Annotated in this window: 16 protein-coding genes; 8 read left to right on the top strand and 8 right to left on the bottom strand. The window is 55.7% G+C overall.

Going from position 1 to position 16,335, the window contains the following annotated elements; genetic code table 11:
* Positions 1 to 17: 17 nt before the first annotated feature.
* Entirely contained in the window at positions 18 to 1,046 is a 1,029-nt protein-coding gene (locus FHL16_RS16945; RefSeq protein ID WP_077748773.1) for an alpha/beta hydrolase, read from the bottom strand.
* Positions 1,047 to 1,237: 191 nt separating this feature from the next.
* Here FHL16_RS16945 and FHL16_RS16940 point away from each other — a divergent pair, with 191 nt between their 5' ends.
* Complete coding sequence (locus tag FHL16_RS16940) at positions 1,238 to 2,137, top strand: LysR family transcriptional regulator (RefSeq protein WP_010459000.1); 900 nt, start codon at positions 1,238 to 1,240, stop codon at positions 2,135 to 2,137.
* 265 nt (positions 2,138 to 2,402) lie between these two features.
* Here the strand turns inward: FHL16_RS16940 and FHL16_RS16935 are convergent, their stop codons facing one another.
* The 3 genes from FHL16_RS16935 to FHL16_RS16925 form a co-directional block, all read right to left on the bottom strand.
* Entirely contained in the window at positions 2,403 to 3,233 is an 831-nt protein-coding gene (locus tag FHL16_RS16935; RefSeq protein ID WP_010458998.1) for a type 1 glutamine amidotransferase domain-containing protein, read from the bottom strand.
* Between the two features lie 273 nt (positions 3,234 to 3,506).
* Positions 3,507 to 4,256, bottom strand: coding sequence for a creatininase family protein (locus FHL16_RS16930; RefSeq protein ID WP_077748772.1), 750 nt, complete (start codon positions 4,254 to 4,256; stop codon positions 3,507 to 3,509).
* A gap of 62 nt (positions 4,257 to 4,318) precedes the next feature.
* Positions 4,319 to 5,632, bottom strand: a complete 1,314-nt coding sequence (locus FHL16_RS16925) for an MFS transporter (RefSeq protein ID WP_077748771.1) — start codon at positions 5,630 to 5,632, stop codon at positions 4,319 to 4,321.
* A 138-nt stretch (positions 5,633 to 5,770) separates the two neighbouring features.
* On the opposite strand from FHL16_RS16925, the gene FHL16_RS16920 reads away from it, so the two are divergent.
* Positions 5,771 to 6,703, top strand: a complete 933-nt coding sequence (locus FHL16_RS16920) for a LysR family transcriptional regulator (protein ID WP_077748770.1) — start codon at positions 5,771 to 5,773, stop codon at positions 6,701 to 6,703.
* Between the two features lie 133 nt (positions 6,704 to 6,836).
* Here FHL16_RS16920 and FHL16_RS16915 read toward each other — a convergent pair whose 3' ends face one another.
* On the bottom strand, positions 6,837 to 7,562 hold the full coding sequence (locus FHL16_RS16915) for a FadR/GntR family transcriptional regulator (protein WP_238706181.1): 726 nt from the start codon (positions 7,560 to 7,562) through the stop codon (positions 6,837 to 6,839).
* A 269-nt stretch (positions 7,563 to 7,831) separates the two neighbouring features.
* On the opposite strand from FHL16_RS16915, the gene FHL16_RS16910 reads away from it, so the two are divergent.
* The gene (locus FHL16_RS16910) at positions 7,832 to 8,938 is read left to right on the top strand and encodes a mandelate racemase/muconate lactonizing enzyme family protein (protein WP_077748769.1); all 1,107 of its coding nucleotides are present in this window, start codon (positions 7,832 to 7,834) and stop codon (positions 8,936 to 8,938) included.
* 62 nt (positions 8,939 to 9,000) lie between these two features.
* Positions 9,001 to 9,984 carry an AEC family transporter gene (locus FHL16_RS16905; RefSeq protein ID WP_224795470.1) on the top strand — a complete coding sequence of 328 codons (984 nt, stop codon included), beginning with the start codon at positions 9,001 to 9,003 and terminating at the stop codon, positions 9,982 to 9,984.
* A 248-nt stretch (positions 9,985 to 10,232) separates the two neighbouring features.
* On the opposite strand, the gene FHL16_RS16900 is transcribed toward FHL16_RS16905, so the two are convergent.
* The gene (locus FHL16_RS16900) at positions 10,233 to 10,592 is read right to left on the bottom strand and encodes a DUF6124 family protein (RefSeq protein ID WP_077748768.1); all 360 of its coding nucleotides are present in this window, start codon (positions 10,590 to 10,592) and stop codon (positions 10,233 to 10,235) included.
* 593 nt (positions 10,593 to 11,185) lie between these two features.
* Between FHL16_RS16900 and FHL16_RS16895 the strand changes: the two genes are divergently transcribed.
* The 3 genes from FHL16_RS16895 (at position 11,186) to FHL16_RS16885 (ending at position 13,459) form a co-directional block, all read left to right on the top strand.
* On the top strand, positions 11,186 to 12,259 hold the full coding sequence (locus FHL16_RS16895) for an NAD(P)/FAD-dependent oxidoreductase (RefSeq protein WP_077748767.1): 1,074 nt from the start codon (positions 11,186 to 11,188) through the stop codon (positions 12,257 to 12,259).
* A gap of 179 nt (positions 12,260 to 12,438) precedes the next feature.
* Positions 12,439 to 12,921: a hypothetical protein gene (locus tag FHL16_RS16890; RefSeq protein WP_010458980.1), complete on the top strand. Its 483-nt coding sequence runs from the start codon at positions 12,439 to 12,441 to the stop codon at positions 12,919 to 12,921.
* A 238-nt stretch (positions 12,922 to 13,159) separates the two neighbouring features.
* Positions 13,160 to 13,459 (top strand): hypothetical protein, encoded by a 300-nt coding sequence (locus tag FHL16_RS16885; RefSeq protein WP_077748766.1) that lies wholly within the window; start codon positions 13,160 to 13,162, stop codon positions 13,457 to 13,459.
* A 374-nt stretch (positions 13,460 to 13,833) separates the two neighbouring features.
* Here FHL16_RS16885 and FHL16_RS16880 read toward each other — a convergent pair whose 3' ends face one another.
* Together FHL16_RS16880 and FHL16_RS16875 are read right to left on the bottom strand one after the other, a co-directional pair.
* Positions 13,834 to 14,427: an NADPH-dependent FMN reductase gene (locus FHL16_RS16880; protein WP_077748765.1), complete on the bottom strand. Its 594-nt coding sequence runs from the start codon at positions 14,425 to 14,427 to the stop codon at positions 13,834 to 13,836.
* The gene (locus FHL16_RS16875) at positions 14,424 to 15,281 is read right to left on the bottom strand and encodes a sterol desaturase family protein (RefSeq protein ID WP_077748810.1); all 858 of its coding nucleotides are present in this window, start codon (positions 15,279 to 15,281) and stop codon (positions 14,424 to 14,426) included. Before FHL16_RS16875 ends, FHL16_RS16880 begins: the two co-directional genes overlap by 4 nt.
* Positions 15,282 to 15,348: 67 nt before the next feature.
* On the opposite strand from FHL16_RS16875, the gene FHL16_RS16870 reads away from it, so the two are divergent.
* Positions 15,349 to 16,311 carry an AraC family transcriptional regulator ligand-binding domain-containing protein gene (locus FHL16_RS16870; RefSeq protein WP_077748764.1) on the top strand — a complete coding sequence of 321 codons (963 nt, stop codon included), beginning with the start codon at positions 15,349 to 15,351 and terminating at the stop codon, positions 16,309 to 16,311.
* The last annotated feature ends 24 nt before the right edge of the window (positions 16,312 to 16,335 follow it).

Raw genomic sequence — 16,335 nt, 5'->3', positions numbered from 1 at the left:
TAGCCCAACGATCAGTGTCACTTAAGGTTGGTTTGGAAGAACGAGGTCAGCTTGGCAAACGGGATAAGATCGACCCGATCATAGAGATCCACGTGGCCCGCACCTGGAATGATGACAAGCTCTTTGGGTTGACCAGCCAGACGATAGGCCTCTTCACTGAACTCACGGGAGTGAGCGTTTTCACCGGCGATAAACAGCATCGGACGTGGCGAGATCGTCTCGATATCGTTGAACGGATAGAAATTCATGAACTTGGTATTGCTGGCCAGCGTCGGGTGAGTGGTCAGTAACGGCGACTGGCCTTTGGGGGTGAACTCACCGCGTGGCGTGCGGTAAAAATCGTAGAACTCGCGCTCGATAGCGTTGGACTTGTCCGTCAGCTCATGGACAGTTCCGCTGGTGTACTGGGTTTCGCCCCCGATGAACTCGACATAGCGCTGCTCGGCAGCAGCGGCGATCGCTTGTTTCCTCTGCTCGACAGTGACGGAATGCTTCAGGCCATTTCGATTGGCCGCGCCCATGTCGTACATGCTGACCGTGGCAATGGCCTTCATCCGAGGGTCGATCTTGGCAGCGCTGATGACGAAGCTGCCGCTACCGCAAATGCCCAGGACACCAATCCGGTTCCGATCAATGAACGTCTGTGTGCCAAGGTAATCAACAGCGGCACTGAAGTCCTCAGCATAAATTTCTGACGAGACCGCGTTGCGCGGTTGCCCATCGCTTTCGCCCCAGAACGACAGATCGATGGCAAGGGTCACGAAACCTTGCTCCGCCAGTTTCTGGGCATACAGGTTCGAACTCTGCTCTTTGACCGCGCCCATGGGATGGCCAACGATGATCGCTGCGCTTTTGCTGCCTGGTTTCAAATCTTTAGGAACAAACAGATTCCCTGCAGTTTTCATCTGGTACTGATTGTTGAAGGTCACCTTCGTCATCGTGACCTTCTCACTTTTGTAAAAATTATCGGCTCCGTTAGACATGTCGGCTCCCAGTGCAGAGAGCGACGCCATCAGAAGGCCGAGCAAGATAACGAGTTTTCTCATGTGCTGCTCCCATCAGTGAATAGGTGCTGATCGACATGGTTGCCGGGCCTGGATCAGCGGATCGTGTGGGCTCTGCCTGTGACCACAGGTGAGGCTTGCCCTATTCTCTGGGAATACGCAGTGCTTGATAATCTAATGAAAGCTTGTTGAAGTTATAAGCACAGCTAATCAATTGCGATAGGCAGGCTCCGATGCCACGACATAATTTGAACGACCTTCTGGCCTTTGTGACGGTCGCCAGGGAAGGCAGCTTCACCCGAGCGGCCGCCCTCTTGGGTGTCACGCAATCCGCCCTGAGCCAGACTGTTTCCGGGCTTGAAAAGCGCCTGAAAATTCGCCTACTGACGCGTACCACTCGCAGCGTTTCGCCGACGAGCGCGGGGGAACGCCTGATGCAAGCCATTGGTCATCGTTTTGACGAGATCGAGGCCGAACTGGATGCTTTGACCGAGCTTCGTGACAAGCCGGCGGGCACGGTGCGCATTACTTGCGGTGATTTTGTCCTGAAGACAATTCTCCTTCCGCGACTCACGCCTTTGCTCCTCGAATACCCTGACATCAAGGTTGAGTTTGATATCAACTATGGCTTCCGGGACATCGTTGCTGATCGCTTCGATGCGGGCATCAGATTCGGCGACACCGTCGATAAAGATATGATCGCCGCGCCTATCGGACCTGAAGTACGAATGGCTGCGGTGGCATCGCCTTCGTATTTCGCACGCAACAGCATGCCTAAGAAACCACAGGATCTGGTGAATCACACATGCATCGACATACGCTATCCAACCCTTGGCGGAGTTGACGCCTGGGAATTCGAAAAGCGTGGTCGAAAGATCAACGTGCGTGTCGTGGGCCAAGTCATTGTGAATACCAGCGCACATGTCCCGGCAGCGGCAGTTAATGGCTTAGGCATTGCCTATTTACCGGAGGAAGAATTTGCACCGCACATTGAAGAGGGCCGCTTGGTGCGGGTACTGGAAGACTGGTGCCCTTTATTCCCGGGTTATCACCTGTACTACCCAAGCCGTCGTTTGCCGACTCCAGCCTTCTCGCTCGTTCTGAATGCTCTACGCGGTGAGGCTTTCTATTAACGCGGCGGATGGGATGGGGTTTGTGTTGGATCGAATGCGGTTACCGCCTTTGATGCAGGGCATTGGAAGGCGGGAACAACGACTATCGGGCGGTAAAATCTCTAAACGAGGGCATTACGAGCGGCCCTTGGGCTTGGACGAAATGTGCGGGTGTCGTCTTCCGACACATTAGCGTGCAGCGTGTCGGGATAGACGGTGGCGCTGGAGCCAATGCAGATCGACCCCAGCACCTACGGCCCGGTTTGCCCGGAACGGCCGCCCAGGATTACTTCAGTTTCGCCAGCATGGCCACGGCGACTGCCTTGGCCGACTGTGGGTTCTGGCCGGAAATGACTTCGCGATCTTCGATCACGTTCTCGCTCCATGGCTTGGCTTCGGAGAAGTTAGCACCGGCTGCCGTCAGGCCATCCTGCGGGAACAGTTTCATATGGCCGCCGCCGAGGAAACCTTTGGCCTGCTCCTCTTCCGCGTCGGTGAAGGCGGTGACTTTGTAGCCCTTGTAAATCCAATTGGCTGGCGCTGCCGGCTGTTTGCCCGATTCCAGTGCGGAGACAAAACCGTGCGCATCCGGGATCGCCGACAACATGGCTATGGTGCCATGGCAGGTGAAGCCGGTGATCTTGCCTTTTTCGTGGAAGTTGGTCAGCAGTTGGCCCAGTTGCTTGTCCTTCAGCAGATCCTGCATCGGGATATGACCGCCAGGCACGAATACAGCATCGAACTTGTCGTAGCCGATTTTCTGAACCTGCGCGAAGCTGATTGCCGGCGAGCCGCTCTTCGAGGTCAGCTTCAGCGTGTCCAGCAGCGCAAGACTTTCCTGACGGGCCTTTTCATCGCCGCCCCAGAAGCTCACATCATTGGATTTCTGGTCTGCGGTTGGCGCCTTGCCGCTAGGGGTGGCAAATACGACGGTTTGACCCGCCTCGATGAAGGTCTGCACCGGTTGCATTAATTCGTTCAGGAAGAAGCCTGTTTGCATGACCTTGCCGTCTTTCAGGTCCAGTTGAGCCTGATCCGACAGTACAACCAATACCGTGCCGGCGTTGGCATAGTTAGCGGCAGCGGTTAGCAGGGCGGCAATAATGGTTTTTTTCACGCGATTCTCCAGTAGCAATGGTTTGTTGGCGCCATCTTATTACTAGAGCAGAGAGTGATAGAGCCCCTGAATTGAATTTCACTTATTACACTGAGTAATCAATAGTTGGAGCTTGCTGTCGCTGAAGTGCCAGGCCTGTGGTTGAAATTTTCTCGGTGAAAACTCCGGGGCATGGATAACCCTCCGTATCAACGATCGTAGGGATTTCCTCAAACAGGACGTGCCAACGCCCGGAAATACCGGGCGTTGGCCAATTGAAAAGACTGTGATTGTTCAGCCAGGCATTGATTCGCGGCTGAAAGCGTCCAGCTCCCGCACCAGGCTCTGTGCTGCCAGCATGACCAGTTCACGACCTTTGTCTGGCGTCGCCAGCGCCGGGTCCGAACCCATGCGGCCATCGGGGTGGCGTGCGCGGAAGTCCATCGCTTCGCGGATCGGGCCCCAAGGGGCGATCTGCGGCGAGTATTCAGCCGATTTGATCGAATCCGGGTAGGCCCATTGTGTGACCGCAATCTCGGACGGCGTGGCATGAACGCCGTGCCCCGTAGGAAACTGCTCGCGCGCAAGCTCCCCTACCCCCTCAAGGTCCCACCAATTGCACAACTTGAGCGCGAACCCTGCTGGGCGTCGAGCGAAGCTGGCTTCGGCGTAGAGCTCAGAGAACGCCGCCTCAATCGATGCAACGTTGCCACCGTGGCCATTGAGAAAGAGGATTTTTTCAAACCCGTGAGCGGCCAGCGAGCGCACCCAATCGCCAATCGCCGCAATGAAGGTCGACGGACGCAGCGAGATGGTTCCAGGGAACCCAAGATGGTGCTGGGCCATGCCGATATTGAAGGTCGGTGCAATCAGGATGTCTGAGTTTTTTTGCGCTTCACCGGCAATGATTTCCGGGCACATCCAGTCGGTTCCCAGAAGACCGGTAGGACCGTGTTGTTCGTTCGAACCAATCGGGATCACGATGGTGCGGCTGCGTTGAAGAAATTGGCCGATCTCGGCCCAGGTCGACAGGTGTAAAAGCATTTGAGTTCTCTCTTTTAAAGGGTTCCTTGCGGAACATGACAAAGGACGCGGGTGGCAACAGATCAACCCGCACTGTATTCCGGAATCGCGCCGTCACGCGTTTTCGGCTTGGTCGACAGGATCACCAATGCTGCGCACAAAAATACGCAACCCACGATAACGACGCCAAGATTTGCGCTGCCGGTTGCGGTTTTTGCCCAGCCGATTATGGCCGGCCCCCAGAAGCCGCCGGAAAGACCGATGGTATTAATCAAGGCAATGCCCCCTGCCGCCGCCTCGCCCTTGATGTGTTCGGAGGGCATCGCCCACAACACGGTGTAGGCCATGAACATCATGGCGGTTGCCACGGTCAGCAGTGCCAGCGCGGCCATCAGGTTGCCGTCGGCAAAAGGGTACATAAGCAGCAGGATCGCGCCGATCCCCGCCGGCACTGCGCAGTGATAGCGTCTTTCACCGACACGGTCCGACCGGCGCCCTATCCAGTACATGCCGCAAGCGGCGGCGACATAGGGAATCGCGGCGTACCAACCCAGTTGCATGGTGTCGTTGACGCCCTGGGCCTTGAGGATTGCCGGCAGCCAGAAACTCATGGCGTAGATCGAGAAGATGATGCAGAAATAGGCGCTGGCGAGAATGTAGATTTTCGGGTCGCGCAACACTGCACGGAACGAATGGACGCGCCCGGTCGATTCACCCAGCTCACTGGCCAGCAAGGCCTTTTCTTCCTGGCTCAGCCAGCGCGCCTCAGCGGGTCGATTGGAAAGGATGAAAAAAGTCAGCACACCGAGGAAAACGCACGGCAAGCCTTCAATCAAAAACATCCACTGCCAGCCGGCCAGACCACCAACGCCTTCGAACGTGGTGATCAACCACGCAGACAGTGGGCCGCCCACAATGCCGCCAATGGGGCCGGCGATAAACACGATCGCAATGGCCCGCGCCATACGCTTGGGACCGTACCAGCAGGACAGGTAATAAATCATGCCCGGTGCAAAACCGGCTTCGAACACACCCAGCAGAAAGCGCATGGCGTAAAACATCGGCACGTTGCGCACGAACAACATGCAGGCCGAGGTGATGCCCCAACACACCAGAATACGGCTGAAGGTTTTCCTCGCACCGACCTTCGGCAGCATCAGGTTGCTCGGCAACTCGAACAATACGTATCCCAGAAAGAAAATACCGGCGCCCGCACCATAGGCCGCATCGGAAAGCCCAAGGTCATTTTGCATCTGCAGTTTGGCAAAGCCGACGTTGATCCGGTCCAGATACGCAAATACGTAACAGATGAACAGCAGCGGCAGCAGTCGCCAGTTGAGCTTGCGGTAAAGGGCTGAAATGGCATCACTTCGTGCCGGCGCCTGAAGAATTGACATGCGAATCTCCCGTTATTCTTGTTGGTCCGAGTTCGTGTCAGAGAATGTTGCACCGGCACCTCATGACCAGCAAGAGCAACTAAGTTCGTGTAGTGTTGCTCTACAGGCAACGCAACATCTCTGGAGAGAGTTCCCGGCATGCGCGAAATCAATCAACAACGGCTTCGGTATTTTCATGAAGTGCTGACTCACGGATCGATTCGTGGTGCGGCCGACAACATCAATACGTCGCCCTCAGTGATCACGCGCCAGATCAAGCTGCTGGAAGAGGAAATCGGCGCCAAACTATTCGAGCGCCAGGCACGCGGCGTTCAGCCCACCGAGGCCGCGGCGCACTTGCTGGAGTTCTGGCGCGGCTATCGATCGCACCAGGAGAAACTCGAAGATCAGTTGCAAGCGATCAAGGGCCTGCAGCAAGGCCATGTGCGCGTCGTCATCAGCGAGGGCTATGTCGATGCGTTGGTCGACAACGTGCTCGCGCCGTTCTGCAAGCAGTACCCCAAGCTCGATGTGCGGCTGGACATTCTGCCCGTCGACGATGTCCTCAACGAAGTCGCCGAAAACCGTGCGCACATCGGCCTTGCGTACAATCCGCCGCCGCATCCGCACATCGACTACCGCGCGACGTTTTCGCAACCGGTGATGCTGCTGGTTCGCCCGGATCATCCGTTGGCATCGCGGGGCGCGGCGGCAACCGTCGAGGATATCCTCGACTGCCAACTGGTCCTGACACCCACGACGTTCGGTATCGGTCATGCGATCAAGATGCTCGAGTATGCCGAGAAAATCGAGATCCGCCCGGTACTCGTCAGCAACTCCCTCGCGGCGCTCAAGCGCATGGTGGAGGACGGCGGTTTTGCTTCGTTGCTCGGCGAATTCGCGGCCTATCGGGAAATCGCCAACGGCAGCCTGGCGGCGGTATCGATCGACCATCCGTTGTTTCTTGGGGTTGAAGCAAAACTGTTGGTGAAATCCGGCCGACCGTTGGCCGCCCCTGCTCAAGAGCTACTGAACTGGATGTTGCAGCGCTTGCCGATGTTTGCGTCTGATACGGGAGTGCCGAGTGCCTGACCAGAGACAAGTCATCCCTATTCCCTCGCCTTCTCTCCTGATGGAACAGACGCGTTCGAGATGCTCGGAAGGCCAAAGGAACAACCTGATCAGGTTGTAGAACAACGAAACAAGATCCGCTCGGCTCAAACCATCAGAAAAACGTGATCTCGTAGCCGAATCGCGAGGCTGCGTTGACGATATGTTCCCCCATGATCTGGCGTGCCGCCGTCGCATTTCGATCGATAAAAGCCTGCACGAGTTCTTCATGCTCCCCTCGCGCCGCGTGAGGAATGTTGCTGAACACCGGGCCGCGCCGCGCGAAGTTCATGGTGATCAGTGCGCGCATTGGCTCGAGCACTGTGCGAATCATCGTCTCGAGATAGTCGTTGCCCGACGCTGCCGCAACGGCCCTGTGAAAATCGAGGTCGGCGTTGACCGTTTCCAGGGTCGGTTCGCCTTCGTATTGCATGCGCAAGACCGCGGCCTGAATGACTTTCAACTTGGCCGGGGTCATGTGCGAGGCGGTGAGCGCGGCGGCCTGGCTTTCCAGGACGGCCCGCACTTCAAACATGTTTCGGATGGTGTTGTCACCGTCCAGCATCGGCGCACTCGCCTGCGGTGCCAAAGGCTCTGACGCTTGGGAGGTGGCGGAGACGAAGACGCCTACGCCCTGGCGAGACTGAATCAGCCCCTGCGCCCGCAGCGTGGCGATGCCCTCGCGCACCACGTTGCGGCTGACGCCGAAGTTCTGCGAGAGAAACTGTTCAGTGGGCAAACGGTCTCCCGGCCGCAGCCGCCCGGAAGCAATCTCATCGCTCAGCGAGCGGGCGATGTGCTCGGCCAGATGAGGTCGGCGGGTTACGGGTTGCACATTCATTTCACTCATTCTTTTTTCTCCCCTCACTTGTCTACTTAATCTACATCAGAAGACTTGTTCCTGACAGTTGAAACTGAAATTCGCAAAACACATCAAACACTTATTTCAATTAAAACAATGTCTTACCTAACAAATAGGTTAAAGCCTGCTGAAATGCCGCAGTTGTTCTGTTGAAGGACAACAGGATGTGATGTACGTTGCCCTCAACCTGATACGGACGAATAAAAAATTGCCGTGTCAGCTTCGCAACCCGCTTGAGGCGCAATCCTATGAAAATTGCCAGCATTGAAACCATTCCGCTTCGTATTCCCTTCACCACGGGCGGCCCGTCGGCCGGCGGGGTCTGGGGGCCGAAAGACCTGCAAATGGTCGACTCTCTCGTGGTCAAGATCACCACCGACGACGGGATCGTTGGCTGGGGCGAAACCTTCGGCTTCACCGCAATCCCGGCGGTAAAAGTGGTGATCGACACCATCCTTGCGCCTGAACTGATTGGCAGCGATGTCACTCGACGGGAGAAATTACAGGGCGATCTACAGAGGAAGTTTCACGTTTTCGGTCGCAGCGGCGCGTTCATCTACGGCCTCTCGGCGATTGACATCGCGCTGTGGGATATCGCGGGCAAAGCAGCCGAAAAACCGATTTACCAGTTGCTGGGCGGCAGTGAGGCCACGTCTCTTGCGGCGTACGCAAGCCTGATCCGGTATGCAGACCCCGAACTCATCCGCATCAATGTGCAGCGCGCAGTCAACAGCGGTTTCCGCCACCTCAAGCTGCACGAAGTGGATATCGACGTCATCCGCGCTGCGTGCGAAGCCGCTGGCCCCGGCGTGGAAATCACCCTCGACGTCAACGCTCCGTGGACGGTGCGCGAAGCGCTGGACATGACCGAGAAACTTCGCCCGTTGAACCTGCGCTGGATCGAAGAACCGGTGTGGCCGCCGGAAGACTATTCAGGGCTGGCAAGGGTGCGCGCACACGGCGGTATCCCGGTTGCGGCTGGCGAAAATGCCTCGACGCTCATGGACTTCCAGCACCTGCTTGAGGCCGGCGCGGTGGATTTCGTGCAGCCAAGCCCCGCCAAAATGGGCGGCATCACCGAACTGCAAAAAGTCTATGCACTGGCCAACGCCCATGGCGTCACCGTGATGGTCCACGCCTTTTATGACGGCCCCGGCCTGCTGGCGGCGGTGCATGGAAGCGCAGCCCTGGGCGGCGCCAAGTCACTGGTCGAATGGCGTTACTTCGACCTCGAAGCGCAACTCTATGGCGACGCCATCATCCCGCGTAACGGACGCATCGACGTACCGCAAGGGCCGGGACTCGGCATCGAGCCTGACCAGGACGTCATCCGGGATTACCGCTTCAAACCTTGACCCCATAAGCCGCTGGCTCATTGCAACGTTGATCGACGCCGACGTGTCGGCCTCGATCAGCCATGACGACATTCTTGATAAAAATAAATACGAGGATTGATGACATGTTAGACAGGATCGTAGGACCCATCTTGCCCGTCGCCTTTGTGATCGCGCTGGGCTATATCGCCGGCAAGCGCGGACGGCTGACCCATTCGGACAGCCTGCTGATCAGCCGCCTGGTGCTGGGCTGGATATTCCCGGCGCTGCTTTTTGTCGGGATGGCGAGCACGCCCCGTGAACAGCTCTTCGACTTCAAGTTCATCGTGGCCACATTCATCGGCATCATGGGCATGTACACGATAGCGCTGGCAATCGGCTGGTTCAGCACTCGCGATCTCAAGGTGGCAACGCTCAAGGGCTTCGTGAACGGTTATCCAGACGCCGCCTTCATGGGCATCCCTATCCTGGGTGCAATGTTCGGCGCGGGCAGCATCTACTCGGTGCTGGTACTCAACCTGGTCGCGAGCCTGGTGATGATCCCGCTGACGACCATGTTGCTCACCATCGCCGATGGAAAGGCCAGTGGCGGCCAGGCGTTTTTGTCGAGCCTTTCAGGGGCGGTACGTCGTCCGCTGATGTGGGCGCCGGCCCTGGGGATTCTACTGTCCGTGCTGCAGGTCGAGTTGCCTGCGCTTGCGGCGGAGTCTTTCACCCTTCTCGGCAAGGCCACGCCCGGTGTATCCCTGCTGTGCCTGGGACTGATCATGTCGTCGGAGAAACTGAAAATGTCCGGTGAAGTCTGGGGCAACCTTGGGCTCAAGCTGCTCATTCACCCGGTGTTAATGTTCGGCGCCACGGTACTGCTCGGCACTCATGGCCTGTACGCACAACAGATGATCCTGCTTTGCGCCCTTCCATCGGCGACGATCCCGGCGATGTTTGCGAACCAGACCGGCGCCTATCAAAGCGAAGCCGCGACCTCCATTCTGGTCAGCACCGTGCTGTCGATCGTGACGTTCTCCTTTGCGATCTACCTGATTGATGGCGGGCTTGCCGCTGCTTGACTGCTGGCTCGCGCAGGCGCCAGGCTGGAATCGCTGCAGCGGCAGAGGCGTTAAATAAACGCGCCGGAGGCTGATACCCCCCCTAAAAAACGGGACGCCAAGCGTCCCGTTTTTACAAACACAAATATTACAAACAACAAACAACCTGTGGCGAGGGAGCTTGCTCCCGCTGGCCTGCGCAGCAGGCCCATCTGTTAAGGCCGCCTCGCCACCCATTGGAAGCAAGCTCCCTCACCACAGGTCAGCAACTACTTAGACGGCTCAACCCTATCCAACACCCGGTTCGCCGTGATCTCCGCCACCATGATGCTGTTTGAAATGCCCAGCAAGGCATAGCGCGACTCCCCCTCCAGATGATCCACCAACTGATGGACCATCACGTCGACCGACGCCAACGTCTCGACCAAAAAAACCGCCAGGGTTTCGGCTGTGGCCTCCGGGTCCACGGAAGACAGTTTGCTGGAGGTACGCGGGGTGGCTTTGATATCGGCGCTTGATGGGAAGTGGAAATCGAGGGCGCGTTCGGCTGCTTCGTTGAGTTTTTTTGAATCGGGTTCGTAGGGGGACACTGGATCGGTGTCGGGTGGGTTAGGTGTAATTTTGAACATAAGCTTGCTTCTCAAATTGAGCGCCAACCTTCTTGCTGCTAAACGAGAGGGAGGCAGCTGTACGCAGGTTAGCAGACCGGGGAAGCTAGCAAAGCCGGCGCGCCCGAAGGCGCCCTGCGCACAACCACCATCAAGTGCAGGCGTGGGAATGCCTGACTGACAAGAGCTCGTGCAGCTTGCTTGTAACCCCGGGCTGCTAAACCCGATCACTGAAGGGCAGTGACGGGAATCAAGTTACCGAGCAGCCCAAAAGCGCACAAGCCGGCGGATTCTGGTGCAGCCGTAGGCAACGGCGCAAGGTTTTGTAGCTTTCAGGACGTAACCTTGAGGGCGTTTAAACATGCGCGCTCAAGGGTTGTTGAAAAAGCTGATACGCGCTTCCTACAGGCGGTGAAAGCTTCGAAAAAAATTCAGGAAGCCACTGCCGTATTTACAAGATGACCGTCGCAAGTGTGATAGCAACGTGGTCTCTTGAATCAGCCTGCTATCGGCCAAAAGAAGACACTCAAAAAGCGTCCTGGACGATCAGGTTCTCATGTCATGAAATCATCCAGCTGTCGTACCATCGTCACATCGACAGAACGGAGGTTGATATGGGAAATGGTCAGGGCAGACGAGTCGTTGTCATTGGTGCAGGCATCGTTGGCGCGTCATTGGCGTATCACTTGGCCGGTAAAGGCGCGAATGTCACCTTGGTAGAGGCTGAAGATATAGCTTCGGGAGTGACTGGCAGCTCATTCGCTTGGCTCAATACCTCACACCCCGAACCTGACCCAATTGCGCAACTGCGCGGTTCTGCCATCAAGGAGTACCGCCGACTCGAAACGCAGCTACCTGGTCTGGAGATACGATGGACAGGTGCCTTGTCTTACAGCGTGATGGCGATTGGAGCGCTGCCGATCCCAGGTCACCAAGCTTCGGCAAATCTGGTGTCTCGATCGCAGATTCTCGACCTTGAACCAAATCTCAAGAACCCTCCCCAGTCTGCTCTATATGCGGCTGAAGAAGGAGCGCTGGACGCAGTGGCAGCTACACATGCGTTGATCGCAGGTGCCCAGGCGCATGGGGCGAAGATTCTCACTCAGACGCGAGTGCTCGGTTTTGTAACCCAGAGTGCAACGGTGACCGGAGTCGAAACAACAATAGGCATCATCGATGCCGATATTGTCGTATTGGCAGCCGGGACAGGCATCACGAAGCTGACAGACATGCTTGGAGTGTCCCTGCCGATAGAGGCCTCGCCTGCCATTTTCATCCGTTACAAGTCACAACCCAACCTCGTGCACACCCTCATCTCCAGCCCTGAAATGGAAGTGAGGCAAAGTTCGGATGGTGCGTTGCTGGCGGCAGAAGATTACCTGGACGACGCCATGGAAAATCAGCCGGCAGCGATAGCGCTTCGAACTGCCAAGACAATCCAGAACGAACTCCATGGTGTTGTTTCCATAGATCCGGAATGGGCTTGTGTCGGACTCAGGCCCATGCCTGCCGATGGCATCCCCATCATCGGTTATCTACCCAAAGTAGGTGGCGTCTATGTTTGTGCAATGCACCCTGGAATTACTTTGGCGGCGATAGTGGGACGTCTGGCCAGCGAGGAGATCATCGATGACAAGGCGTCCAGTTCCCTTTGCCCATGCCGGCCCGATCGATTTTTGCAGGCGTAGGGGATCCTCTTGTGAGGCAGCAATAGGTCATTTCCGGCCTCTCGCGGAGATAGAATAGCGAGCGCTGGTTCTTTCTGTGATGAGCTGATGCTTCGTCCGGTCGATATCAGGCATAACCCGTAGTCGATGCCTTATGACGCTCCACCCTAAAAATTCCAACACTCAGCGATGGAATGAGAATGTCCAAAAAAACCATCTATGCCAAAGAATTCGACATCTGTGTATCGATGTCAGATTTAGTAACCTGGGAAGGTGACCGGAAGGCTCCCAGCGCCGACCTGCAGGCGGTATTTACCACCCTTGAAATTCCAGTCAACATTATCGAACTCCACGAGTTGTATTTCGCCCACCTTTACAACGGCTACGGCGACGTGCATGTGTATCATGCTCAAAATAACGGAGGCAGTATTTTCGCAATCGACTTGTATCGAGAGCTCACGGACCAGCAAGATTTGACAGGTCTATTTCTGCGTATTGAAAGCCCTGCATTTGATCAGGCACTCGCCCATCTCCGGTCATTCTTTGACAGCGCCAGGTGCCAGGTTGCCTTTGAGCAGGCAAGCTACTCTAGGCGACTTCGCGAAACGCTTGACGAAAGCAGATACCCTCGACTGGTCGAAGTCGATCACGACTTCATACAGCAGCATTACACTCATCGGTGACGCTAGCCAACCAGACACTGCACAAGTCCGATTCAGCGTTGGCTTTTAGCAATTGCGCCAATACTGTGTTCACTTGCCGATCGCCTCCTTGCGACCAAAGAATGCGATCACCCGGCCCAATGCCGTCTCGGTACCGGCACGCAGGTCCATCGGCTCAGTGCGCAAAGACCAGGTCTTGGGCAACAATCGACCAGACGGGAACGGAACGCAGGTCACCATAATCGAAGGAATGTTTGTTATGAGCCACCTTAACAACTACTTGAGGGCCGATTTCGTTGAGGCACTTGAGGAAATCTCGACGCTGATGTCCATTGCATACGACCAGCTCGGCCCTATACCGGAAGACCATGCATTAGCTCAGGCAGGTTTAGAGAATGGTGGTGAAATAGTTCTGGATTATGTCGATCACAACGAGGCTGGAGTAGCGTTCGAACACCTGCTTTACATGATTAACGAACCACCGCTCGTTGTTTCTGAAAAATGCATAAAAATTTTAGGTCGGATCGCGAAGTCCTTGAAGATGCCATTCACGAGGTGACAAAAATTTACCCATCTGAAGGTCAGCTTTGGGTCGATAACTGCCCTTCGCGACGGGTAGGAAACGGCCCTAAACGGACATTCATGGCAGGCAATTATTGGCTGGCGGTTGTCTGTCGCGAAATAGTTATTCCAGCGTCATGAGCTATTAAGATTGAGTTGTAAAAAATCGCATTTGTAATTAATCGCTGCATCTTAATTGCTGGTGCGTTGATGGTGGTTTTTAACCATGCCAACCGCGTATCCGTTTGATTTAGATCAACCCGTCGATGCAACACCCTGCTGGCTCAATATTGAATGTTTTTGCATCGACGTGGTTGAAATGCACACATTAGCGCAAGGTTTATTTATTCAATTCGTTGAGGTGCGACAGTTTTACATCCCCGTAGAAAACTCAGGTGGGTGTTTGATTGCAGTTCGTATCGTGCGTAAGGCGTCATCGTATTGACAAAGTAAATGCAAAGCCCAGTCGATACGTGTGCGGATGCGAATATCATTTTCGTCTGAGGGAATTTCGCTATTCATCATCGATTCAACATTTCTTATGATGAGTTGTTCAGGCAAATACATGATCCGGCTGTTTTTGTAGCTCGAAGCACGCAATTCAGCAATTGGATAGGCTCCCCCGAGCCCAGCCGAAACCCCCACCAGGAGCGCTGGCTTGTGTCCAAGTTCACCGAGTCCTGCGTACAAAAAGAAATTTTTTAGCGCCGGGCAAGCCATGCCATTCCACTCCGGGCTGATCACGATCAGTGCGGTAGCTTTTTTGAGGATGGTTTGCTGGACATTCCAGACTCCATCAATGTCTTCTTCTGGCCACAGCGGTAGCCGACTGGAAGCCAAGTTCAGCAGTTCGCCTGAATCACAAAGACCAAGTTGCTCTAATCGGTCGCGCAAGTATTTTGCGACTTTGAGTGATTGGCTGTTTGATCTATTCGATCCAGACAGCAGAACGATATGACGGCTCATTGCGCCACCTTCTGTTTAGCCTTATGTGCTTTGGGAGTGACACGGCGTGAACGCACGATGGGCCAGAACAACTCTTCTTTCCAGCTGATCGGTGACAAGTGTTCGATACCGTATAAGGGCGGACGCCGGCGGGTAATTTTGGCCGTACCGAACAGGATGTCCCAGAAGAACAACAGGTTGCCGAAGTTGCCCTTGTAATGCGTGACACCATCCTCGGCAGTCAAGCCGTGATGGGCTGAATGAGTGGAGGGGGTGGAAATCGTTCGCTCCAGAACCCAGACAATAGGACGCAACACACGGATGCCATACAGTTTGTCGTCCCACGCAACGCTGCTGTGCGCTGCGAAGATGACGAGCATCTTCAGGATCAGATAAACATAGTAAATATGCGCAAGCCCTAGATAGATCAGTATGCCGGACAGCCAGATCCCGGGCATCAGCATGTAGTAGAAGCTATTGTTTCGATAAACGATGCGGACACTCATGTAGGGCGCGGAGTGATGAGCGCGGTGCAGCGCATAAAGTGCCGGGACCCGATGTGTCAGTCGATGCCACCAGTATTGAGTCATGTCATCCAGTACTAGAAACAACACGAACCCTGCGACCCAAGGAATGGTGGCCAGGGCGCCTTTCATTTCCGGAACAGCCAGGCTCAGGATTTTTCCACTGAGCCACATGACACTGGGGAACGTGATTGCAACCAGGATCCCGGAGCCTATGACTTCGATCAGTACGTCACGCTTCCCGCTCAACGGGTGTCGGAGCGAAGAACACGCGAGTTCCAGCAAGATGAAGGCAAGGAATATCCCGGCCACTATTACGGAAGGATTGTTGGCGAGCATTATTGTATTCATGGCACTCTCGATTAAGGCCCTTGCGGGCAATGCCATTTCATTAGAAGCCAACGAGTAAGCCGTCCCTATGCGCGAAACGGACAAAATTGAGCGAGAACAGGTCAATCGTTCCCCCCAGCGCTTTCACCGGGGCAAATTGGGCCAGGTGCTGGAGCGTTTCCTGGATAGCCAGGCCCTGAGAGAAAACAGGGATTACAGCCTGATCGAGCTGGATCAGCTTTGGCGCGAGGCGGCGCGCATCGATCCGGCGATCGGGTTGAAACTGTTCACGCTATTCACGCCTCAGGACTGGCACGTCCTGGCCTATCTGTGCTTGTACAGCCCCGACGTTTTATCATCCATGAAGCTTTGGGCCCGGTACGCGCGGCTTGCGGCGGACACAGACACGGTGAGACTGCTCGATGATGAAAACGGCGTCGGCATCGAGCTGTGCGTCGATGCGCCCAGTGAGCTGGCGCGCTATGTCATTGAGCACTACGGCGCAATGTCCATCGCGCAGTTGCGGCGTGGAACAGGGCAGCAGGTGCAGCCGGTCCTGGCAAGATTTACTCACTCTCGTCCGTCGTATTACAAGCAATACACCCAATGGTTTGGGGGTCGTGTCGAGTTTGACTGTCCGATTAACTGCTTCTATTTCGATGCTCGAAGCTTGAGCCTGCCGATGCAGACACGTCATCACGGGATGCTTGAGTTATTGACCCAGGAACTGGATCGACGGATCGCCGCGCATCGGAATTTCAGCGGTTGGTCAGCCAAGGTTGCTGAAGGAGCGCGACGATCTCTAGCGAGAGGTGAAACTCCCAATCTGGACAATCTGGCGAAGGCGCTGCACCAGACGCCAAGGACCTTACGGAGACGACTGGAAGAGGAAGGTACTACCTTCAGGCAATTGCTCGATCAGATTCGCGCAGAATTGGAACTGCATCTTGAATTGCAAGGAGAGTCATTAACGGATATTGCAGCTCAACTAGGCTACAGCGATTTGACGGCGTATCTCCACGCCCGAAGTCGATGGCGTGACAGGAAGTAATGTGGCGGGCCCGAACTTTTCGGA

The sequence above is a fragment of the Pseudomonas sp. FSL W5-0299 genome (assembly GCF_005930655.1).
GTDB lineage: Bacteria > Pseudomonadota > Gammaproteobacteria > Pseudomonadales > Pseudomonadaceae > Aquipseudomonas > Aquipseudomonas mandelii.
This window is presented reverse-complemented; position numbering and strand designations above follow the sequence as displayed.